We start from the raw sequence: 20,931 nt of genomic DNA on the forward strand, positions 1-20,931 counted from the left end.
CGGAGGGCGTGTCGCGGGTACGATCGGCCCGTGAGCACGCGACGGGCGACCATCAGCGACGTCGCCCGCGCGGCGGGCGTCTCGGCGTCGACCGCCTCGGTCGTCTTCAGTGGCAAGACCCCGACGTCGGAGGCGACGCGGGCTCGCGTTCTCGCAGCGGCCGCGGAGCTCGGCTACACCGGCCCGGACCCCCGTGCCGCGTCGCTCCGTCGCGGACGGTCGGGCATCGTCGGGGTCGTCTTCGATGAGCACCTCGGTACGGCCTTCCTCGACCCCGTCACCACGCACATGATGGACGGGCTCGCCGACGGCGTGTCCCGGCTCGGCGCGGCCCTCCTGCTCCTTCGTGACGACGGTGAGACGGTGAGCGAGCCCTCGCTGCACACGGCTCCGATCGACGCCGCCGTGCTGATCGGGTGCAGCCCTCGCATGCGCGACTCTCTCGAGATCGTCCGAGCTCGCGGCATCCCGGTCGTCGTCATCGAGGGAGACGCGGGCGAGGGTATCCCCCGCGTGCTCCTCGACAACGTCGAGGCCCAACGCGAGGCCGCTCGCCACCTCGCCGACCTGGGACACCGCGACGTCGTCATCGCGACCCTCCCGACGGATGCCACGCGTCGGCGTCGATGGATCGCCGACGACGCGGAGGTCCGCGTCGACGTGACGGCGGATCGGCTCGCCGGGGCGCGGGAGATCTTCCCCCGGGCTCGGGCGCTCGCCGCGGCGGGGAGCTCGATCGACGAGGGCATGATCGCGGGTCGGACGATCTTCGCCGACCCCGACCGGCGCCCCACCGCGGTGATCGCGCAGAGCGACCTGCTCGCCGCGGGGGTCATCCGCGCGGCCGAAGAGGCGGGCCTCCGTGTGCCGCACGACGTCAGCGTCACCGGATTCGACGGCGTCGTGGTCGACGGTCTCGCGCCGCACGTGCTGACCACTCTCGTCCAGCCCGCCACCGCGAAAGGACGCGCCGCGGGTGAGGCCGTCGCGGCGATGCTGCAGGACGAACCCCCGTCGGGACTCGATCTCGCGTGCACTTTCCGGGCGGGCACGACGACCGCCCCACCGCGTACCACATGATCCCGTCGGTGCGGGGACTCTCATGCTTCCCATAGAATAGAAGCGACACCCCGAGAGCCGAGGCCCAGCGCCCGTCGACCCCGAGGAGGCCCACCTTGTTGGTACTCCTCAGCGCGTTCGCTCTTCTCCCGCTGATTCTCCCGTGGCTCGTCGGCCGCATCGGAGCACGGGCCTTCTATGTCGCGGCCCTACTTCCCGCCGTCGCTTTCGTGCAGGCGATCCTCGCCGCTCCCGCGGTCTTCTCCGCGGACATTCCTTTCGAGGAATACCGGTGGATTCCCGCCCTCGACGTCTCGCTCTCGATGCGGATGGACGTCCTGAGCTGGCTGCTCACCCTCGTCGTGACGGGTGTCGGAGCGCTGGTGATGCTCTACTGCCGGTGGTACTTCCGCGGCAAGACCGCCGGCGTCGGGCAGTTCTCGGCGGTTCTCCTCGCCTTCGCCGGCGCGATGTACGGCCTCGTGCTCACCGACGACATCGTCGTGCTGATCATGCTGTGGGAGGTCACGAGCGTCCTGTCCTACCTGCTCATCGGCTACTACCACGGCCGCGCGGCCAGTCGCCGTGCCGCACTGCAAGCCTTGCTCGTGACGACGCTCGGCGGCCTGGTCATGCTGATCGGCGTCGTCCTGATCGTCGTGCAGTCGGGCACCTCGAGCCTGTCGACGATTCTCGCCGACCCACCGACCGGCACCGTCGTCGACATCGCCGTGCTGCTCCTATTGGTCGGGGCGCTCAGCAAGTCCGCGATCTTCCCCTTCCACTTCTGGCTCCCCGGCGCGATGGCGGCACCCACGCCCGTGAGTGCGTACCTCCACGCCGCCGCAATGGTGAAGGCCGGCATCTACCTGATCGCGCGCCTGTCGCCGGCCTTCGCCGAGACACCGTTCTGGCGTCCCACGCTGATCACGCTCGGTGTGTTCACCATGCTGCTGGGCGGCTTCCAGGCGCTGCGCGAACGGGATCTCAAGCGCATCCTCGCGTTCGGCACGGTGAGCCAGCTCGGGTTCCTGACCGTCATGCTCGGGTACGGAACGAGGGATGCGGCTCTCGCCGGCGTCGCGCTCCTGCTCAGCCACGCGCTGTTCAAGTCGTGCCTCTTCCTCGTCGTCGGTGTCATCGACCGCCAGCTCTCCACCCGTGACATCGGCGAACTGTCGGGCCTCGGACGGCAGGCGCCGGTCATGGCGACCGCCTCGTTCATCGCGATCGCGTCGATGGCCGGTGTCGCCCCGACCCTCGGTTTCGTCGCGAAGGAGACCGCGATCACCGCGCTGCTGCACGAGGCCGAGGCCGGAGCGGGGTGGGGCATCGTCGCCCTGGCCGGCATCGTCGTGGGATCGGCCCTGACCGCGGCCTATGGCATCCGGTTCCTCTGGGGCGCGTACTGGACCAAGCGCGATGTCGAGAAGACGGACTGGCCCGACCCCCCGATGGGTTTCCTCGCCGCACCCGTCCTGCTGGCCGCGGCGTCGCTGACGCTGGGATTCCTCGCACCGATCGTCGACCACTGGCTCGCGCCGTATGCCGACGGGCTTCCCGAGGCGACGCCGGGCGTCGCCGCGCCGGACTATCCGTACCACCTGGCGCTGTGGCACGGACTCGAGCCCGCCCTGTTCATCTCGCTCGGGACTCTCGCCCTCGGTGCGGGTGTGTTCTGGGTCGTGCGGAAGACCCAGCTCCACAAGCGTCGCCGCGTGCTGCCCTTCACCGCCAACGATGCCTACAACGTCGTCCTGCGGGCGATCGACCGCTCGTCCGAGTGGGTCACCGCGCGGTTCCAGCGCGGCTCGCTGCCCTTCTACGTCGGCACGATCTTCGTCGTCCTCGTCGTCGCCGAGGGCACGGCACTGTTCGCCTCGGACGAATGGCGTGCACAGCTTGACGCGTGGCAGTCGCCCGCGCAGCTCATCTCGGCTCCGCTCATGATCGCCGCGGGCATCCTCGCCGTGCGGGCGCGGAAGCGGTACACGGGCGTGGCGCTGGTGTCGGTGACGGGGCTCGGCATGGTCGTCCTCTTCGCGACGAGCGGGGCACCCGACCTCGCCCTCACCCAGGTGCTCGTCGAGACCGTGACGCTGGTGGTGTTCGCTCTCGTCCTTCGCCGGCTGCCGGCGCGGATGGGCGAGCAGAATGCCTCGGTCGCCCCGATCGCCCGCGCGATCCTCGGGGCCGGGGTGGGTCTCACCATGGCTCTCGTCGCAATCGTCGCGACCGGTGCGCGGCAAGACCTCCCCATCTCGCTCGAATGGCCTCCGCTGGCGTACGAGATCGGTCACGGCCGAAACGTCGTCAATGTCGCCCTCGTCGACCTGCGCGGCTGGGACACCATGGGCGAGCTGTCGGTTCTCGTTCTGGCGGCCACGGGTGTGGCATCCCTCGTCTTCATCACCGACCGCAGCGACAACCTCGCGCGCCGCTCGGGCACCGCCCGCGCGCGCGTCGGCCTCGGGCGCCGTCGTCCTCTCGTCGAGACGGATGAGGGCGTCCGCGCGCAGCGCGTCGGCGAGACGGGCGCCCCGCGGGCATGGCTCATCTCGGGCGCGAAGGTGCAGCCCGAGAACAGGTCGATCCTGCTCGAGATCATCGTCCGGGTGCTCTTCCACTCGATCATGATCGTGTCGCTCTATCTGCTGTTCGCCGGACACAACCTGCCCGGCGGCGGCTTCGCGGGTGGACTCGTGGCGGGAATGGGCCTGGTCATGCGGTACATCGCGGGCGGGCGCTGGGAACTGGGCGCCGCGGCACCGACCGACGCCGGGCGACTCCTCGGAGCGGGTATGGCGATCGCGGTGCTGTGCGCCGTCGTGCCCCTGTTCTTCGGGTACGCGCCGTTGCAGAGCTTCACGTTCGAGGGTGATCTGCCGCTCATCGGGCACTGGGAGTTCGTCACGAGCACGATTTTCGACGTGGGGGTCTACCTCGTCGTGATCGGTCTCGTGCTCGACGTGCTGCGCAGTCTCGGCGCCGAAGTGGACCGTCAGTCGCAGCACCCCGAGGACGCGGAGGTGGTCACCCCGTGAACATCTCGCTGGTCCTCGTGATCGTCATGGCGGTGCTCTTCGCATGCGGCGTGTACGCGATGCTCGAGCGCAGCCTCACCCGCGTTCTCATCGGGTTCCTCCTGCTCGGCAACGCCGCCAATCTGCTGCTGCTGATCGTGATGGGCGTTCCCGGCAAGGCTCCGTTCTACGACGGCGGAGAGACGGATGCCGCGGAGATGTCCGACGCCCTCCCTCAGGCTCTGATGCTCACCGCCATCGTGATCACGTTCGCGATCTCGGCGTTCCTCCTCGCGCTCATCTACCGCTCGTGGCAACTGGGGCAGGCCGACACGGTCATCGACGACGCCGACGACGTCGCGCTGCGCACCCGCGCCGCCGACGAGCCCGAAGACGCGATGGACGAGGAGTCCCGCTCCGACGACGAGGACGTCACGACGGACTTCGTCGGTGATGTGGCCTCGCCGATCCGCGTCCTTCACCAGGGCGATCTCTCGCAGCTCGTCGACGACGCCCCGGTCGATCGGGTGGCCGTGCGCCGCACCGACGACGACACCCGCGATACCCCGGACGGTGATCGCCCGTGAGCGCCCTCGTTCCCCTGCTCGTCGGCATCCCGCTCATCGGTGCCGCGATCAACCTCGTCTTCGGCCGTCGCAAGAAGACGCAGATCGTGGTGTCGGTCGCCGCGCTCTCCGCCGTGCTCGTGCTCGGGGCGATCCTGCTGGTCGAGGTCGACACCAACGGTCCCCTCGCCGTGGCGATCGCGGGGTGGGACATCCCGTTCGGCATCGTGCTCTACGTCGACGTGCTCGCGGCCCTCCTCGTGGTCGTCACGAGCATCGTGCTCCTCGCGGTCCTGCTTTTCTCGATCGGCCAGGGCGCTGCCGACAACGACGAGGACACTCCGGTCTCGATCTTCTATCCCGCGTATCTGATCCTCGGCGCGGGCATCTTCAACGCCTTCATCGCGGGCGACCTGTTCAACCTCTACGTCGGTTTCGAGATCCTGCTCGTCGCCTCGTACGTGCTCATCACGCTCGGCGGCACCGAGTCGCGCATCCGCACGGGCGTCGTCTACATCGTCGTCTCGCTGGTGTCGTCGATCCTCTTCCTCGCCGCGATCGGCATGGTCTACGGAGCGCTCGGCACCGTGAACATGGTGCAGATCAGCGAGCGCATGGCACTCCTGCCGCAGGATACGCAGACGATCCTGCACCTGATGCTGCTCCTCGCCTTCGCGATCAAGGCGGCGGTGTTCCCGCTGTCGTTCTGGCTGCCCGACTCGTATCCGACGGCTCCCGCGCCCGTCACGGCCGTGTTCGCCGGCCTGCTCACCAAGGTCGGCGTCTACGCGATCATCCGCACCGAGACGCAGCTGTTCGTCGACAACGATCTGAACTTCCTGCTGATGATGGTGGCGCTGTCGACGATGATCGTCGGCATCCTGGGCGCGGTCGCGCAGGCCGAGCTCAAGCGCATCCTGTCGTTCACGCTCGTCAGCCACATCGGCTACATGATCTTCGGACTGGCGATCAACACGCCTCTCGCGGTGGGCGCGACGATCTACTACATCGTCCACCACATCATCGTGCAGACGACTCTGTTCCTCGCCGTCGGCCTGATCGAGCGCCGCGCGGGCAGCACGTCGATCCTCAAGGTGAAGGGACTCATGCGGGCGGCCCCGGTGCTCGCGGTGCTGTACTTCATCCCGGCGATCAACCTCGGCGGTCTGCCGCCGTTCTCGGGCTTCATCGGCAAGTACGCCCTCTTCGACGCCGCCGCGCAGGTGGGCACGCCGGTCATGATGGTGCTGATCGTCGGCGGGATCGCGACGTCGATCCTGACCCTCTATGCCCTCATGCGCGCGTGGAACCTGTCGTTCTGGCGTGAGGACGACGACTCGACCGAGACGATGGAGCGCATCGCGTACCTCGGCAACGCGCCCGCCGCGGCGATCTCGACCGAGCGCCGCACGATCCCCAAGATCATGACCCTCGCGACGGTCGGAATGGTCGCCGTCACGGTTGCCCTCACCGTGTTCGCCGGTCCGCTGCTCGACATGTGTCTGCGCGCGGGTGTGACGATCACCGACGGCGTGAGCCTCGTGCAGCTCCAGGAGCAGGGGGGCCAGCGATGAGCCCATCGCGTCGTTCCCAGGTGTCGTTGTTCCTGCACCAGCTGCCCTTCCTGGTCTGGCTCGTCGCCCTGTGGATGATGCTGTGGGGGCAGTTCACCTGGCTCGCCTTCCTCACCGGCCTCGTCGCCGCGATCGTCGTCACGCGCGTCTTCCGCCTCCCGCCGGTCGAACTGTCGGGCCGCATCAACCTCTGGTACGGCCTGATCTTCGTCGTCACCTTCCTCGGCGCCGTGATCCGGGGTTCGCTCATCGTCGCGTGGCAGGTGCTCGACGTCCGGCGGCAGCCGGGTGCCGCGATCATCGCCGTGCCCCTGCGGGTCGATGACGACGTGATCATGGCCCACACCGCCGTCACGGCATCCCTCATCCCGGGCTCTCTCATCGTCGATGTCGACCGCGAGAACCGGACGCTGTACCTGCACACCATCGGCGTACGCAGTGACGAGGATGCCGAGCACCAGCGCCGCGTCGTGCTCGGGTGGGAGGCCCGCATCACGCGTGCCGTCGGCTCTCGCGAAGAGCTGCAGGAACTGCGCGCGAAGATCGCCGAGTCCGAGGCGGATGCGCGTCGGGCGACGGAATCACCCCGAGAGGGGAGGACCCCGCTGTGACCCCCGTGACCACCGCCCTCGTCATCGTCATCCTGGTCGTTTTCGCGGCCGCGGCCGTGCTGGCTCTCATCCGCCTCGTGATCGGCCCCTCGATCCTCGACCGCGCGGTCGCCGCCGACGTGCTGCTGACCGAGGTGGTCTGCATCCTGGGTGCCGACATGGTGATCAACCACCACACACGATCGCTGCCGGCCATGCTCATCATCGCCGCGGTCGGCGTGTTCGGCTCGATCGCGGTCGCCCGCTTCGTCGCGCGGAAGGAGAATCCGCGATGACCCTCGAAAGCGTTCTCGACACGATCGCCCTGATCCTCGTGCTGATCGGTGCGATCCTGTGCCTCACCGCGACGATCGGCCTGCTGCGCTGGAAAGACGTCCCGACCCGTCTGCACGCGGCGACCAAGCCGCAGGTCCTGGGCGTGCTGCTCATCGTCGTCGCCGTCGAGCTCGCCCTGCGATCGTGGGAGGCCCTGGCCTTCGGCATCCCGATCGTGCTCATCCAGTTCGCCACGGCGCCTCTCGCCGCGCACATGGTCGGTCGAGCCGCGTACCGCAACCGGACGACCGACGAAGAGAACCTCTACATCGACGAGCTGAACCACAGCACGGAGCAGCCGGGCGGGACGCACACGGAGTCGCGGCCGGAGAGCTGAGCGGCCCTGCTGGTCAGAGGGTCGCAGCGATCGCACGGCCGACCGTGCGTCCCGTGAAGAGGCAGCCGCCGAGGAAGGTTCCCTCCAGCGCGTTGTAGCCGTGCGCGCCCCCTCCACCGAACCCGGCCGCCTCGCCCGCGGCGTAGAGCCCGGCGATGTGCACACCCTCGGCGTTCAAGGCGCGGCCCTGCAGATCGGTCTGGATGCCGCCGAGCGATTTGCGCGTGACCACCCACAGGCGCACCGCGATCAGCGGGCCGTGCGCGGGGTCGAGCATAGCGTGGGGCTTCGCGGTGCGGAAGATCCGGTCGCCGAGGAAGCGTCGGCTGTTGCGGATGCCCATCGCCTGTGCGTCTTTCGAGTACGGGTTCACGAGCTCGCGGTCGCGCGCCACGACCTGGTCGCGGACGGCATCCGGATCGAGGAGGTGATCGCCGGTGAGGTCGTTCATGCCGCGCACCAGCTCGTCGAGGGTGCCGGCGACGACGAAGTCGGCCCCCTTGGTCTTGAAGGCCTCCACCGGGCCCGGGGCCGTGCGCCCGAGTCGGCTGCGCAAAAGGAGCGCGCGGTCGCGGTTCGTGATGTCGGGGTTCTGCTCCGAGCCGGAGAGGGCGAACTCCTTCTTGATGATCGACTGGTCGAGGACGAACCACGAGTAGTCGTAGTCGGCGAGGTCGGGGGTGGTCCGCAGGAGTCGCAGGGTGCCGAGCGTGTCGTACCCCGGGAGGCCCGGTGCCGGCAGCCGACGACCGCGCGCGTCGAGCCACAGCGACGACGGTCCCGGCAGGATGCGGATCGCGTGACCGGGCCAGATCGGGTCCCAGTTCTGCACGCCCTCGGTGTAGTGCCACATGCGGTCGCGGTTCACGAGCCGCACGCCCTGGTCGGCGGCGATGTCGAGCATGCGTCCGTCGACGTGGGCCGGAACGCCGGTGACCATCTTCTTCGGCGGCGTTCCCAGGCGCTCCGGCCACCACCGGCGGACCCGTTCGTGATCGCCGCCGATGCCGCCCGTGGCGATCACGACCGCCTGTGCCGACAGCTCGAACGTCGACACCACCTCGCGCGACGACGACACACCCCGCGGGGAGTCGTCCGGTGCGAGGATCGACCCGTGGATGCCGGTCACCCGACCCGCCGTGAACGTCAGGCCGTCGACGCGATGGCGGAAACGGAAGACGACCCGCCCCGTCTCGGCGGCCGCCCGCGCCTCGTCGGCGAAGGGCTCCGAGATGCCCGTGCCGGTGCCCCACGGCACGTGGAATCGCGGGACGGAGTTGCCGTGGCCGCGGGCCGACAGCGACCCGCGCTCGGCCCAGCCGACGACGGGCGTGAAACGCACGCCGTGCTCTTGCAGCCAGGTGCGCTTCTCGTCGGCGGCGAACTCCACGTACGCGCGGCCCCAGCGCTGCGCCCACTCGTCTTCGGGGTGCTCGCCGTCGAGGCGGTCCCACGCGGCCGAGCCCTGCCAGTCCTGCCACGCGAGGTCGAACGAGTCCTTCACGCCCAGCCGACGCTGCATGGGGGAGTCGACCAGGAAGATGCCCCCGAACGACCAGAACGCCTGCCCGCCGAGGTTCGCCGCGTTCTCCTGATCCACGACGATCACGCGCTTGCCCGCCCGGACGAGTTCGCTGGTGGCCACGAGACCGGCGAGCCCTCCGCCGATGACGATGACGTCGGCATCCATTCGATCCCCGTTCCGCGGGTCGGCATCGACACGCTCGGTGAGATTCTCCCCCAGGCGAGGCGCGGCGGCGTCAGATGTCGGCTTCTCGCACGTCTTCCTGAGCCTGGGGAGAAGGAGTGCCCTCCTCGGGGTCCGGCGTCTCGGTGCGGTGGTCGAGCTCGCGCGCCTCGCGCTCCTCACGGCGGCCCTCGGCGAGGAAGGCCAGGCGATTGAGGCACTCGTGATTACGCGCGATGAGGAGGGGCTTCCACAGCAGTGAGGGCAGGATCGACGCCGCACCGGTCACGGGCTCCTCGGCGATCGTGACCGCGATGCCGTCGCCGTGCGGTCGGACGTCGATGCGGATGACTCCGCGACCCAGGATGCCGGCCTCCGGGCGGAGGCGCAGTCGTCGGGGCGGATCCCACTCGACGAGCTCGGTCTGGTCGTGGATCATGACGGGCCACACGCCGAGCGAGTGGTGGATGCGCGAGCCCTCCTTCGGCCACTCCTCGTCGACGTCGCGCATCCGCGCCGCTCCGACGACCCACACGGGGTAGAGCCAGCCGTCGGAGAGCACCGCGAAGAGGTCGTCGGGCGTGCAGCGCATGAGGCGGGTGTTGCGGGCGGCCATGGCATCCCTCCGGTCGGCGTGTTTCGACTGTAGGGGGAGGGTGGGGCTGTGGTCTCGGGCCTTGACGCGCGGGGTGCGGAGCGGCGTGACGGAGGGAGGGCCGGGGACGAGCGGAGGAGGGATGCCGGGTTTCGGCCCTCCACTCGTCCCCGGCCCTCCGCTCGTCGCGGGGACGCGGGCTCAGCCTCGCGTGATGTCGCTGATCCGCCCGCCCGCGAGGCGCAGGCGCCGGCGTGCGCGTCGGGCGACGGCGGAGTCGTGCGTGACGACCACGAGGGTCAGCCCCTCGATGTTCAGCGTCTCGAGCACGTCGAGGATCTCGTCGCGCATGCGCTCGTCGAGGTTGCCGGTCGGCTCGTCCGCCAGCAGGACCCGGGGCTGCTTGGCGATCGCCCGGGCGATCGCGACGCGCTGCTGCTGTCCGCCCGACAACTCCCCGGGACGGTGGTCGTGCCGGTCGGCGAGGCCCACGCGAGTGAGCGCATCCGCGATGCGGCGCAATCGTTCGGGGCGGTCCAGCTTCAGAGGCTCCAGACCCATGTCGACGTTCTCGGCGGCGGTGAGGGTGGGGATGAGGTTGAAGCCCTGGAACACGAAGCCGATCTCCTCGGCGCGGAGGCGGCTGAGCTGCGCGTTCGACGCCTGCGCGATGTCGACGTCGCCGAGCATCACCGAACCGCTCGAGGGGCGGTCGAGCGCCCCGAGCATCTGCAGCAGCGTCGACTTGCCGCCGCCGGTCGGTCCCTGGATGGTGACGAAGTCGCCCGCGTCGATCTCGAGGTCGACGCCCGCGAGGGCCTGCACGGTGCGTTCGCGCTGACGGTAGGTGCGGGTCACTCCCTGCAGACGGTAGGCGGTGGCGGTGGCGGTGAGGGTCATGATGTCTCCTTCGAACGGGATGCCGGTCACGCGACCGAGCGGAGGGCGGCGGCGGGGCCGAGGCGAGCGGCTCGCCATCCGCCGAAGGCGCCGGCGAGGACGCCGCCGAGGACGGCGATCCCGACCGCGGCCACGATGATCGCGGGGGTCATCGGCGCGTGCAGCACGATGTCGGTGGCCTGGGCAGCGGACTGGCCGAACCCGCCGGGGCCGCCCATGCCCGCGCCGCGCTCGCCGCGGCCCGAGGTCTGGCTCGCGACCGAGATGGTGGGCGAGATGACGTTGACGAGCAGGATGCCGCCGAGCCCCAGGACCAGTCCCGCGACACCGCCTATGAGCCCCTGCGTCAGAGACTCTCCCGCGACCTGCCGCACGATCCGACCGTTGGACCATCCGATTGCCTTGAGGGTGCCGAACTCGCGGGTGCGACGCGCAACGCCCGAGATGGTGAAGAGCACCGCGAGCGAGAGGGCGACCACGAGGACGACGATCGAGAGCCAGGTCCCGAGGTTCGAGATCAGCGCCGAAGCGCTCGAGAGCGAACCCGACACGGTCGAGGCGAGCTCGGACTGCGAGCTGACGGTGGCGTCGGGCAGTGCGGCCGTGATCTCGCTCTGCACGGAGTCGATGGCATCCGCCGAATCGGCCTGCACGTAGACCGTGGAGACCACGCTGCCCACTCCGGCGAGGGTCTGAGCGGTATCGAGGGGGAGGTAGACGTTCGCGGCGGTGTCGGCGTCGGACGACGTCGAGGCGACGATCCCGACGATCTGCATCGCCGTGCCGCCCACGTCGATCGTGCCCCCGACCGAGAGGGAGGCGCTCGTCGCGTAGGTCGCGTCGATGACGGCGACGTCCGTGCCGGCGTCGGACGCGGTGAGAGCGCGGCCGTCGCTGACGGTGACGGACGAGAGGGGACCGACGGATGCCGAGGGGTCGACGCCGAGGACGGTGAACGAGTCGACGCCGAAGGCGCTGCCACCGTCGCCGCCGGGACCGCCGCCACCCGCCGGCGGCTCTCCCATCTGCGCGCCGTCGCCGGTGCCGCTGCCGCCGGTACCGCCCGACTGGGAGCTGCGGTCGGGAACCTGTCCGGAGAAGGTCGTGTTCGTCAGCGACAGCGCCCCGGTCGCGGCCGCGACGCCGTCGAGGCCCGTGACCGTTGCGACGGTCGACGCGTCGAGCGTGCCGCGTCGCATGTCGGTCATCAGGCGCGACTGGCTCAGCGTGGTGGTGCCGTCCTGCGTCGCTCCCTCGCCCGCGCCGAAGTCGAAGCGGGTACCGCCGCCCTGTCCGGGTTCGGTCTGCGCGCCGGTCACGGTCAGGTCGGTGCCCACGCCGTAGACCGACGACAGCGCTTGCGACTGCGCGTCGCGTACCCCCGCCGAGAGGGCGTTCACGACGATCACGAGCGCGATGGCGATCGCGAGCCCGATCGCGACGATCACGGTTTGCTTGACGCGGCCGGCGAGTTCGCGCCGCAGGTAGGTGCCGTACATGCTTCTCCTTTCGGACGCGGAATGCGGCCGTGCCCCGAAGGTAGGAACGGCACCCTCACCGCTCCCTCAGCGTTCCTATGAAGCGTGTATGTCCGGTGACAGCGGGGGTGGAGAGCGGGCATGCTGGCTCTCGTGACCTTCCGCCCCGCCCCCCTCACCCGTCCCGACGGGTCGCCGATCCGCGTGCTCGTCGTCGACGACGAGGCGAACCTCAGCGACCTGCTGCGCATGGCGCTGCAGAACGAGGGGTGGGACGCACGCACGGCCGCCAACGGGCAGGAGGCCCTGAACGTCATCCGCGAGTTCGGCCCCGACCTCCTCGTGCTCGACATCATGATGCCGGGGCTCGACGGCATGGAGCTGCTGACCCGCATCCGCGCTGCCGGCAATGATGCCCCCGTGCTCTTCCTCACGGCGAAGGATGCCGTGGAGGACCGCATCGCGGGCATCTCGGCGGGGGCCGACGACTACGTCACGAAGCCCTTCAACCTCGAAGAGGTCGTCGTCCGGCTCCGGGGGATGGCGCGCCGGCACGTCGCGGCCATCGCCGACGCCGACCCGCGACTGCGCGTGGGCGACCTGTCGCTCGACGAGGAGTCGTACGAGGTCGAGCGCGGCGGCATCCCGATCAAACTCACCGCGAAGGAGTTCGAGCTCCTCCGCTACCTCATGCAGAATCCGCGTCGGGTGCTGAGCAAGTCGCAGATCCTCGACCAGGTCTGGAGCTACGACTTCGGCGGCAACGGCAGCGTCGTCGAGATCTACATCTCGTACCTGCGGAAGAAGATCGACAGCCTCGGCGAGCCGCTGATCCACACGGTGCGCGGCGTCGGTTACACGATCAAGGCGTCATGACCCGGTCCCGGTGGACGCTGCGTCGCACCCTCGTCGTCGGCACGAGCGTGCTCGTGGCTCTCGCATTCGTCGTGATGAGTCTGGCCACGATCGTGGCGCTGCGCTCCTTCGCGCTCGACCGCCTCGACCAGCAGGTGGGGGAGGGGTTGTCGTTCGCCGTCGGTCGCGGATCGTTCGATCACTCCGGCGCGGACCAGCGTGAGGGGCAGAATCGCGGCCAGGATGCCGACCGGCCCGCACCCCGGATCGGATCGCTGCAGGCGGTGGTCGCATCCGACGGCACGGTGCGCACCTCGAGTTATACCCGCAGCGACGGCACCCAGGTTCAGCTCAGCGACGATCAGGTGGCGCTGCTGCGCGCGGACGTTCCCACCGATCGGACGCCCACGTCGATCGATCTCGGCGGCGATCTCGGATCCTTCCGGGTCGCGGCCGCCGACCTCGACGGGACGACCGTGTTCGCCGGCAGCTCGCAGGCAGACGTCACGGCGACGACGAGTGCGCTCACGGTGATCCTGCTCGCGGTGAGCGCGGCGACGCTGCTGATCGCGGTGGTCGGGCTCTCGCTCTTCGTCCGCCGGAGTCTTCGCCCCCTCGATCGGGTGGCCGAGGTCGCCCAGCGTGTCTCGACGCTGTCGCTCAGCGAGGGGAGCGTCGACATCCCCGACCGGGTCGCCCCCGCCGACACCGACCCCTCGACCGAGGTGGGCCGCGTGGGGTCGTCGCTCAACGACCTTCTCGGGCACGTGCAGTCCTCCCTCGCCGCGCGGCACCACAGCGAGGAGCAGCTGAGACGGTTCATCGCGGACGCGAGCCACGAGCTGCGCACGCCGCTCGCGAGCATCCGCGGATACGCGCAACTTTCCCTCGGCGAGGACGCACCGATGACGCCGACCCAGGCGCGCTCGTTCGATCGGATCGAGTCGGAGGCTCAGCGCATGGCATCCCTCGTCGACGATCTGCTCTTGCTGGCCCGGTTGGATGCCGGACAACCGCTGCGCCGTGACGAGGTCGAGCTGACGCTGCTCGCCGTCGATGCGGTGAGCGACGCGCACGCGGCGGATGCCACGCACGAGTGGCGTCTCGACGTGACAGACGACCTCATCTCGGTCACCGGCGACGAGAACCGCCTCCGGCAGGTGGTCGCGAACCTGCTGCGCAACGCCTCCACCCACACGCCGCCCGGGACGACGGTGACGCTGTCACTGGGTCGCGAGGGGAGAGAGGCCGTGCTGCGCGTGACCGACACGGGCCCGGGGATCGACCCGGGGGTGGCGGGACGGCTCTTCGACCGCTTCGCCCGTGCCGACGACGCCCGGAACCGGGATGCCGGCAGTACGGGGCTGGGGCTGTCGATCGCCCAGGCGATCACGGCGGCGCACGGAGGCACCATTTCGGTCGAGAGCAGGCCGGGGCGGACGGTGTTCGAGGTGCGGCTGCCGGCGTGAGGCGGTTCCGGTCCCTTCGACGGGCTCGGGGGCCTGGGCGCGTCGAAGGGGGCTGAGCGCGTCGAAGCCACCGGAACGTGACACATGTCATGCCCGCTCGTGACACCGCGGCCCTGGCCGGGAACGGCCCCCCGCCCGAGGCTGGAAGCATGACACGACGACGACTGCTCACGACCGTGGCGATGGTGGCCGCGCCGCTCATGACGCTCGCGGTCGGGCTCGTGACGATGCCCCGACCGCCGGCACTCTCCGAGCGGATCATCGGCGATGCCGCGCTCGCCGCCGCGGTGCGCGACGACCTCGTCGCCGCGGGCCAGCGCCACGAGGCGGTCGTGGTGTCGATCGACGGCGACCGCACGCGGTTCGCGGGCTTCGGAGCCGACGAGCACACGCCGTTCGAGATCGGATCGGCGACCAAGACCATGACCGGTCTGCTCTTCCAGGACGCGGTCGAGCGCGGCGAGGTGGCCGCGGACGACCGTCTCGACCTGTGCCTGCCCGAGCTGGCGGACACCGCGGCGGGGGCGGTCCGTCTCGACGATCTCGCCACTCACATGTCCGGGATGCCACGCCTGCTCAGCGATCCGGGATTCCTCGCCGACACGCTCGGCCGCAGCCTCCTCGGGCAGAACCCCTACATGCTGACCGCCGACGAGATGATCCGCCTTACCCGAGCAGAGCGGGTCGGGGAGACCGGTGCCTTCGCGTACTCGAACCTCGGCACGGCTCTGCTCGGCCAGGCGATCGCGCGGTGCGCGGACATGGACTACCCGACCCTCATCGCGAGCCGTCTGTTCGAGCCGCTCGGGATGACCGAGTCGACCGTGCCCCTGACCGCCGACGACCTGCGGCCGATCGACACGCGCGGGTTCAGCGCTCAGGGAGTCCCTCAGGGCCAGTGGGCCATGGGCGGCCACGCTCCGGCCGGCGGGGTGCGCTCCACCGCGCACGACATGACGCTGTTCGTGAAGGCGCTCCTCGACGGCACCGCACCGGGTGCCTCCGCGATGGATCCGCGCCGGGAGACGGCATCCGGTCCCATCGGGTGGTTCTGGTTCACGCTCGACGTCGACGGCACGGCCATCACCTTCCACAACGGCGAGACCGGGGGATTCACCTCGGCGATGATGCTCGATCGGGCGGCCGGGCGAGCGGGCTTCGTCCTCGACGACACCGCGGCGAACGTCGACGAGGTCGCCTATGCCGTGCTCACGAAGGGAGCGGCACGATGATCGCCGTCGTCCTCGCCGCACTCCTCGTGGCCGTTGCCGTCCTCTTCGCCGTCCGGGCGTGGGGCGTCGGACGGTTCGCGCTCCGCGACCGCGTGATGGTCCTGGCGGAGGCGTTCGGGATGGTGGTCGCGTTCGCCGCGGCGTCGCTGCTCGTGGACTGGACACGGGCGTCGCCCCTGCTCTGGGTCGCAGCGGTGATCCTCACCGCCGCGGGGACGATCGGGGCCGCGCGCCGCTTCGCGGCCCTGCCGTGGCGGCGCACCCGGCGCCGTTGGTCGCTGCGCGTGGTGCGGCTGGTGGCCGGCGGCATCCTGGGCTCCGGTGTCGTGGCGCTCGCTGCCGTGATCGCGGCGTGATCGGCGCGACAGGCGGCGGCCGGGAAGTCGGTCCCCTTGGGGGACGACGGACCGTTCGTCAACCACCCTGACACACAGCTTGCGCATAGCAACGATGAGGGCCCGCTTATGTCCCCCCTTTGAGGATCGGCAGATGCCCTCGCCCCCGGATGCAGACTTCCTTGTTCTCACCAGTCGCCTGGCCCCGCGCCTCGACGGCGGATACGCCGTCGCGGTCGCCTCTCGTCTGCGCCTGTTGCGGTCGATCGGCGTGACGCGCCCGCTCCTTCTCACTTTCGACGTCGGGGACGCGGACGAGCGCGCGCGCGAGGTCCGCCACGCGCTGAGGGAGGATCCCGAGGGTGACATCGAGATGCGCAACCTCTACGAAGAGGTCGTCCGCGATCCGTCGTGGCTGTACGAGCAGGCTCAGGAGGGCGGGGCAGACCCGGCGACCGCCTATCGCGCCATCCGAGACGATGCAGGAGCCGAGGTCGTATCGCTGCCGGTGATCCGCGATGACCCCGACTGGCACCTCACGCGGACCCCTGTCGTCGTCCGCGGAGAGCGTGGCTCCCGCGTCCTGGCCGGCTTCCGAGCCCTCTACGCGGCGTGGCTGACGCGCGTGGTGGCGGAACTGCGCGCCCGCGCCGGTGATGACGAGCGGAGCGTCGTGGTGATCTGCGAGTCGAAGCAGATCGGTGAGTTGATCGCCGAGTGGGTCGACCCGAACGTGCGGATCGTCCACACCGTCCACGACTCGCACCTCGCGGCGCCGTGTCGGCCCTCGGCGCCGCTGCGGGACGACGGGTGGCGCAGGTGGCTGGGCCTGCTCGATCGCTTCGACGCCGTGGTCTGGCCCACGCCGAGCCAAGAAGACGACGTGGTCGAGCGTTTCGGTGCCCATGAGGGCTTCGCCGCCATCCCGACACCGATCGCTCCCGGCCTCGAGCCCCCGGCTCGCGCGCGCGAGGGAACCGACGTCGTGATGGTGAACAGGCTCGTCGACCAGAAGCGGGTGGACACCGCGATCGCCCTGTGGCCGAGCGTGGTGGCGCGCGTCCCGGATGCGCGCCTCCACATCTACGGGGACGGTCCCCTCCGGAGTGCGCTGCAGAACCTCATCGAGGAGCGTGGAGTGAGCGGGAGCGTCCACCTGCACGGGTACTCCGACCGGGTCCGCGAGGCGATGGCCACCTCCGCCGTCTTCTTGTGCACAAGCATCTTCGAGGGGCAGAACCTTGCGATCGGCGAAGCCTTGGCGAGCGGGCTGCCCGTCGTGGCGTTCGACGTCTGTTACGGACCCCGCGACTACGTGGGCGCCGGCGGCGTCCTCGTCGCACCGGGCGACACGGACGGTGTCGCGAGCGCCCTCACGGCACTCCTCACCGACGAGGGCGCGCGCGAGGAGATGTCGGAACGCGCGCGCGAACAGAGCCTGCTGTTGACGCTCGAGGCGGTGGGCGAGACCTTCACGCGCCTTCTCGAAGACGTCGTGGCGCGCCCGGCGCGGCGGTGAGCCGGCGCGGGCGCGACACACGGTGAAGAGCGGAGGGGCGGGGGCGAGCGGAGGACGGATGCCGCGGGTTCCCCCTCCGGTCGTCCCTCATCCTCCGCTCGCCACGCGGGGCACGCGCCGCCCGGCCCGCGTCAGCCGATCAGGCTCGGCTGCAGGTCGCGCAGGGTGCGGAAGTGCGTCATCCGCGTGACCCCCAGGGCGGCCAGCGCCACCCCGCCGAGCATCCACGCGCCCAGCACCAGCAGGTCGGGCCCGACGCGTGAGACGTCTCCGCCGTACATGACCTGGCGCATGGCATCCACCACGTATCCCATCGGCAGCACGTGGTGCAGGGCCGCGAGAGGTGCGGGCAGCGTCTGCCACGGGAAGGTTCCGCCCGCCGTGACGAGCTGCAGCACCATCAGGACGAGTCCGAGGAACTGTCCCACCGAGCCGAGCCAGACGTTCAGAGCCAGCACGATCGCGGCGTAGGTCGCGGAGGCGAAGAGCAGGATGCCGAGGGCCGCCCATGGATTCGCGAACGAGAACTGCAGCGCGATGGCGAGCACCGTGAAGAGTCCCACCATCTGGAGGGCTCCGAGTCCCGCGGGGGTCAGCCAGCCCGCCAACGTCACGCGGACGGGCGAGCGCAGTGCCGTGATCGCGCGCTTGGACACGGGCTTCACGATGAGGAACAGCGCGTAGATCCCGATCCAGCCGGCGAGGGCGGCGAAGAAGGGTGCCAGGCCGGCGCCGTAGTTCTGCGCCTTGGTGACCGCGCTCGTGCCGACCGCGACGGGATCGCTGATGGCCGCGGCCTGCGCCTTGCGCGTCGCGTCGTCGGAGTCGGGGATCTGCTGCACGCCCGACGCGAGCCCGTCGCGAAGCTGCGTCGCACCTGTCTGGAGCTGACCGATACCGCTGTCGAGCTGACTCGCCCCGTCGCGGAGCTGCGCCGAGCCGTCGCGCAGTTGCGCGGCTCCGGATGCCGCTGTCGCGGTGCCGTCGGCCAGGGTCGAGGCTCCGTTCGCCAGGGTGTCCGCACCGCTCGCCACCGAGGCGCTGCCGTCGGCGACCTGGCGTGCGCCGTCGTCGAGCTGGTTGATCTGGCCGACGGTGCTCTGCACCTGTTCGTTCGCGGCGGTGAGGCGCTCGGCGACCGGATCGAGCCGCGACAGGATCTCGTCGATGCGGGCCTGGCTGAGTCCCGCGTCGGCGAGGGCCTTGGCGATGTCGGCGCGCGCTTCGGGCAGGCGGTTCGCCGCGTCCTGGGCGATCGAGCCGACCTGGCGAGCCGCGTCGTCGATACGGTCGACGCCCCCGGCTACCTGCTGTGCGCCGTCCGCCACACGCGCGGAGCCGTCGCGCAACGAGGCACTGCCGTCGCGCAGCTGGTCCGCGCCGCTCGAGAGCTGAGCGGTGCCGTCCGCCAGCTGCGCCGAGCCGTCGGCGAGGGTCGCTGAACCGCTCGCGAGCTGGGACGATCCGTTCTTCGCCGTGCCGAGACCGTCGACGAGCTGCGTCGCCCCGTTCGTGGCATCCACGAGGCTCACCCGGATCGTGTGCAGGGCGTCGAGCAGGGAGAGACCCGCCTCATCGACGACCTTCTTCGCCACCGACGCCTGGATGCGCGCGACCGCCTGCGTGCCGATCGTGGAGGCGAGGTAGTTGTTCGCATCGTTCGTGCGCAGCTCGATGTCGGCCTGCCGCGGCGAATCGCTGGAGAGGGATGCCACCGCCTCGGTGAAGTCCGCCGGGAGCGTCACGATGAAGTCGAAGTCGCCCGCCGAAAGGCCGGCGTCGGCCGCGTCGGAAGTGACCCGGTGCCACTCGAAGGTGTCGCTGTCCAGCAGCTGCTCGGCCGCTTCGTCGCCGAGGTTGCGTTGCTGGCCGTTGACCTGGGCGCCCTGATCGTCGACGACGAGCGCGACGGGGACGCTCGAGAGGTTGCCGTAGGGGTCTTGGTTCGCCCAGAGGTAGAGCCCGCCGTAGAGGATCGGGACGGCCAGCAGGGCGATCAGGGCGATGACCGACATGCGCGTCGAGGTGAGGCGACGCAGCTCGGCGGTGATCATCTGCGGGATCTTCATCGCGCGTCCTCCTCGGCGGGGGTGGTGTCGAGTGCGGCGGCGGCCGCGAGCGCCGACTGCGATGCCTGGCCCGCGATGACGAGCACGGCGTACCCGCGCTCGGCGAACTCGCGAGCGATGCGCCACCACGCGGCCGGCTCGCCGCCGTGCCGGTCGGGTGCCACGAGCACGAGGCCGTCGACGTCTTTGCGCAGCGCGGCGAGCTCGAGCAGGAGGCGGATGCGATCGGTCGGCTCGACATTGCCGATCGGCAGCCCGGCGAGCGTGTCGAGTCCGATGCCCTCGAGCCAACGCGCGGCGGCGAAGGGCGTGGGAGCGTGTCCGGCGAACATCAGCTCCTCGGCGACGACGCCGGTGACGGTGACGTTGGACTCGGGCTCCGACACGACGGGCGCGTCGACCAGGGCGACGCGGCGGCGGATGGCCTTGGCATCCGTCCGCCCGTCGATCGTGACCTCACCGCTGTCGACCTTCATGCGACCGGATGCCACGAGGCCCAGCACCGTGGGCCGCTGCTCGGTCTCGGCGAGGGCCAGGGTGGCCCGGCCGGTCTCGAACGAGGTGGAGGTCGGGGGGAGGACCCGTTCGGCCCGGCCCTTCGCGACCTCGGAGAGGACGATTCTCACTGCTTCTCCAGTTCGGGGTGCTCCGCGAGGAGCGCCTGCGCCTCGGTCCAGGAAAGTCCGGCGATGCCGAGCACGGCGCGCACGGCGATCGAACGGGCGGTCGATGCCCCCGCGTCGACGCGGCTGACGACCGTGCGCCCCGTCTCTTCGAGCAGGCGCGAAAGGGTCGGTGCGGGGAGGTCGGTGCGCAGCTCGCCGGTTTCCTGTCCGCGGCGGACGATCGCGTCGATCCGGCGGCGCAGCGGGGCCAGGGCCGCGGAGGTCTCGGGGAGGTGCGCGTCGTCGAGGGCGAGGGCCGCGGCGGCCTGCACGTGCGCGGCTTCGGCCCAGAGCTCGGATGCCAGGCGCGCGAGCGCAACGCGGGAGTCGGCGTCGTCGACGCGGTCGGCGATGGCGTTGAAGCGGGCGGCGCCCGCGGCGATGACCTCGCGGATGATGGCGTTGCGGTCGTCGAAGTGGCCGTACAAGGCCCGACGAGAGAGGCCGGCGCGGCGGGCGATCGCGTCGATCGACGCGCGCGGGTCGTGGCCGATCGCGGCGGTGGCCGCGTCGAGGATGCCGGCGCGGTTCTCGACGGCGTCGCGGCGGGTGGGTGTGCTCACGAGGGATCAGTGTACGCCGAAAGTGCACGCGCGTGTGCAACTTATTCACCGATCGATGGCGCGGAGGTGGCTGAGCCCG

At 70.5% G+C, this 20,931-nt stretch carries 19 protein-coding genes; 12 read left to right on the forward strand and 7 right to left on the reverse strand.

All coding sequences use genetic code 11. The features are described from left to right. The first annotated feature begins 30 nt into the window (after positions 1 to 30). The 7 genes from ACMW4R_RS03455 to mnhG all read left to right on the forward strand — a co-directional run bounded on the left by ACMW4R_RS03455 (position 31) and on the right by mnhG (position 7,485). The gene (locus ACMW4R_RS03455; protein ID WP_418299152.1) at positions 31 to 1,080 is read left to right on the forward strand and encodes a LacI family DNA-binding transcriptional regulator; all 1,050 of its coding nucleotides are present in this window, start codon (positions 31 to 33) and stop codon (positions 1,078 to 1,080) included. A gap of 95 nt (positions 1,081 to 1,175) precedes the next feature. Next, entirely contained in the window at positions 1,176 to 4,103 is a 2,928-nt protein-coding gene (locus ACMW4R_RS03460; RefSeq protein WP_418299153.1) for a Na+/H+ antiporter subunit A, read from the forward strand. Next, positions 4,100 to 4,669, forward strand: coding sequence for a Na(+)/H(+) antiporter subunit C (locus ACMW4R_RS03465; protein WP_058595566.1), 570 nt, complete (start codon positions 4,100 to 4,102; stop codon positions 4,667 to 4,669). Before ACMW4R_RS03460 ends, ACMW4R_RS03465 begins: the two co-directional genes overlap by 4 nt. Next, the gene (locus ACMW4R_RS03470; RefSeq protein ID WP_058595565.1) at positions 4,666 to 6,222 is read left to right on the forward strand and encodes a Na+/H+ antiporter subunit D; all 1,557 of its coding nucleotides are present in this window, start codon (positions 4,666 to 4,668) and stop codon (positions 6,220 to 6,222) included. The genes ACMW4R_RS03465 and ACMW4R_RS03470 overlap by 4 nt, the downstream gene beginning before the upstream one ends. Next, positions 6,219 to 6,833: a Na+/H+ antiporter subunit E gene (locus ACMW4R_RS03475; protein WP_058595564.1), complete on the forward strand. Its 615-nt coding sequence runs from the start codon at positions 6,219 to 6,221 to the stop codon at positions 6,831 to 6,833. The genes ACMW4R_RS03470 and ACMW4R_RS03475 overlap by 4 nt, the downstream gene beginning before the upstream one ends. Continuing rightward, on the forward strand, positions 6,830 to 7,108 hold the full coding sequence (locus ACMW4R_RS03480) for a monovalent cation/H+ antiporter complex subunit F (protein WP_193751244.1): 279 nt from the start codon (positions 6,830 to 6,832) through the stop codon (positions 7,106 to 7,108). The genes ACMW4R_RS03475 and ACMW4R_RS03480 overlap by 4 nt, the downstream gene beginning before the upstream one ends. Further along, a complete protein-coding gene (mnhG, locus tag ACMW4R_RS03485; protein ID WP_058595563.1) occupies positions 7,105 to 7,485 on the forward strand; it encodes a monovalent cation/H(+) antiporter subunit G in 381 nt (126 codons plus the stop codon). The genes ACMW4R_RS03480 and mnhG overlap by 4 nt, the downstream gene beginning before the upstream one ends. Positions 7,486 to 7,498: 13 nt before the next feature. On the opposite strand, the gene ACMW4R_RS03490 is transcribed toward mnhG, so the two are convergent. The 4 genes from ACMW4R_RS03490 to ACMW4R_RS03505 all read right to left on the reverse strand — a co-directional run bounded on the left by ACMW4R_RS03490 (position 7,499) and on the right by ACMW4R_RS03505 (position 12,166). After that, the gene (locus ACMW4R_RS03490) at positions 7,499 to 9,175 is read right to left on the reverse strand and encodes an FAD-binding dehydrogenase (RefSeq protein WP_418299154.1); all 1,677 of its coding nucleotides are present in this window, start codon (positions 9,173 to 9,175) and stop codon (positions 7,499 to 7,501) included. A gap of 70 nt (positions 9,176 to 9,245) precedes the next feature. After that, complete coding sequence (locus ACMW4R_RS03495; protein ID WP_058615137.1) at positions 9,246 to 9,788, reverse strand: SRPBCC family protein; 543 nt, start codon at positions 9,786 to 9,788, stop codon at positions 9,246 to 9,248. A gap of 180 nt (positions 9,789 to 9,968) precedes the next feature. Further along, entirely contained in the window at positions 9,969 to 10,667 is a 699-nt protein-coding gene (locus tag ACMW4R_RS03500; RefSeq protein WP_363336016.1) for an ABC transporter ATP-binding protein, read from the reverse strand. Positions 10,668 to 10,693: 26 nt separating this feature from the next. Then, the gene (locus tag ACMW4R_RS03505) at positions 10,694 to 12,166 is read right to left on the reverse strand and encodes an ABC transporter permease (RefSeq protein WP_418299155.1); all 1,473 of its coding nucleotides are present in this window, start codon (positions 12,164 to 12,166) and stop codon (positions 10,694 to 10,696) included. Between the two features lie 120 nt (positions 12,167 to 12,286). Between ACMW4R_RS03505 and ACMW4R_RS03510 the strand changes: the two genes are divergently transcribed. The 5 genes from ACMW4R_RS03510 to ACMW4R_RS03530 all read left to right on the forward strand — a co-directional run bounded on the left by ACMW4R_RS03510 (position 12,287) and on the right by ACMW4R_RS03530 (position 17,555). Next, the gene (locus ACMW4R_RS03510) at positions 12,287 to 13,021 is read left to right on the forward strand and encodes a response regulator transcription factor (protein WP_058614695.1); all 735 of its coding nucleotides are present in this window, start codon (positions 12,287 to 12,289) and stop codon (positions 13,019 to 13,021) included. After that, the gene (locus ACMW4R_RS03515) at positions 13,018 to 14,469 is read left to right on the forward strand and encodes a sensor histidine kinase (RefSeq protein WP_418299156.1); all 1,452 of its coding nucleotides are present in this window, start codon (positions 13,018 to 13,020) and stop codon (positions 14,467 to 14,469) included. The genes ACMW4R_RS03510 and ACMW4R_RS03515 overlap by 4 nt, the downstream gene beginning before the upstream one ends. Before the next feature lie 149 nt (positions 14,470 to 14,618). Further along, positions 14,619 to 15,701, forward strand: a complete 1,083-nt coding sequence (locus tag ACMW4R_RS03520) for a serine hydrolase domain-containing protein (protein WP_418299157.1) — start codon at positions 14,619 to 14,621, stop codon at positions 15,699 to 15,701. Further along, positions 15,698 to 16,057, forward strand: coding sequence for a hypothetical protein (locus ACMW4R_RS03525; protein ID WP_418299158.1), 360 nt, complete (start codon positions 15,698 to 15,700; stop codon positions 16,055 to 16,057). The genes ACMW4R_RS03520 and ACMW4R_RS03525 overlap by 4 nt, the downstream gene beginning before the upstream one ends. Positions 16,058 to 16,190: 133 nt before the next feature. Next, positions 16,191 to 17,555, forward strand: a complete 1,365-nt coding sequence (locus tag ACMW4R_RS03530) for a glycosyltransferase (RefSeq protein ID WP_418299159.1) — start codon at positions 16,191 to 16,193, stop codon at positions 17,553 to 17,555. Positions 17,556 to 17,686: 131 nt separating this feature from the next. Here ACMW4R_RS03530 and ACMW4R_RS03535 read toward each other — a convergent pair whose 3' ends face one another. Genes ACMW4R_RS03535 through ACMW4R_RS03545 form a run of 3 tightly spaced genes read right to left on the reverse strand, consistent with a single transcriptional unit; the run spans position 17,687 to position 20,852 of the window. Next, positions 17,687 to 19,624, reverse strand: coding sequence for a YhgE/Pip family protein (locus ACMW4R_RS03535; RefSeq protein WP_418299160.1), 1,938 nt, complete (start codon positions 19,622 to 19,624; stop codon positions 17,687 to 17,689). Further along, a complete protein-coding gene (locus ACMW4R_RS03540) occupies positions 19,621 to 20,250 on the reverse strand; it encodes a hypothetical protein (protein WP_418299161.1) in 630 nt (209 codons plus the stop codon). Before ACMW4R_RS03540 ends, ACMW4R_RS03535 begins: the two co-directional genes overlap by 4 nt. Next, complete coding sequence (locus tag ACMW4R_RS03545) at positions 20,247 to 20,852, reverse strand: TetR/AcrR family transcriptional regulator (protein WP_058596965.1); 606 nt, start codon at positions 20,850 to 20,852, stop codon at positions 20,247 to 20,249. The genes ACMW4R_RS03540 and ACMW4R_RS03545 overlap by 4 nt, the downstream gene beginning before the upstream one ends. Positions 20,853 to 20,931: the final 79 nt, after the last annotated feature.

This window comes from Microbacterium sp. S1037 (assembly GCF_048381605.1).
Taxonomy (GTDB): domain Bacteria; phylum Actinomycetota; class Actinomycetes; order Actinomycetales; family Microbacteriaceae; genus Microbacterium; species Microbacterium testaceum_B.

Excerpts from the sequence above, each read along its gene's own strand:
- ACMW4R_RS03495 (WP_058615137.1), bottom strand. The coding sequence starts at position 9,788 with ATGGCCGCCCGCAACACCCGCCTCATGCGCTGCACGCCCGACGACCTC.
- ACMW4R_RS03505 (WP_418299155.1), bottom strand. The coding sequence starts at position 12,166 with ATGTACGGCACCTACCTGCGGCGCGAACTCGCCGGCCGCGTCAAGCAA.
- ACMW4R_RS03490 (WP_418299154.1), bottom strand. The coding sequence starts at position 9,175 with ATGGATGCCGACGTCATCGTCATCGGCGGAGGGCTCGCCGGTCTCGTG.
- mnhG (WP_058595563.1), top strand. The coding sequence starts at position 7,105 with ATGACCCTCGAAAGCGTTCTCGACACGATCGCCCTGATCCTCGTGCTG.
- ACMW4R_RS03500 (WP_363336016.1), bottom strand. The coding sequence starts at position 10,667 with ATGACCCTCACCGCCACCGCCACCGCCTACCGTCTGCAGGGAGTGACC.
- ACMW4R_RS03525 (WP_418299158.1), top strand. The coding sequence starts at position 15,698 with ATGATCGCCGTCGTCCTCGCCGCACTCCTCGTGGCCGTTGCCGTCCTC.
- ACMW4R_RS03530 (WP_418299159.1), top strand. The coding sequence starts at position 16,191 with ATGCCCTCGCCCCCGGATGCAGACTTCCTTGTTCTCACCAGTCGCCTG.
- ACMW4R_RS03535 (WP_418299160.1), bottom strand. The coding sequence starts at position 19,624 with ATGAAGATCCCGCAGATGATCACCGCCGAGCTGCGTCGCCTCACCTCG.
- ACMW4R_RS03475 (WP_058595564.1), top strand. The coding sequence starts at position 6,219 with ATGAGCCCATCGCGTCGTTCCCAGGTGTCGTTGTTCCTGCACCAGCTG.
- ACMW4R_RS03510 (WP_058614695.1), top strand. The coding sequence starts at position 12,287 with ATGCTGGCTCTCGTGACCTTCCGCCCCGCCCCCCTCACCCGTCCCGAC.
- ACMW4R_RS03515 (WP_418299156.1), top strand. The coding sequence starts at position 13,018 with ATGACCCGGTCCCGGTGGACGCTGCGTCGCACCCTCGTCGTCGGCACG.
- ACMW4R_RS03520 (WP_418299157.1), top strand. The coding sequence starts at position 14,619 with ATGACACGACGACGACTGCTCACGACCGTGGCGATGGTGGCCGCGCCG.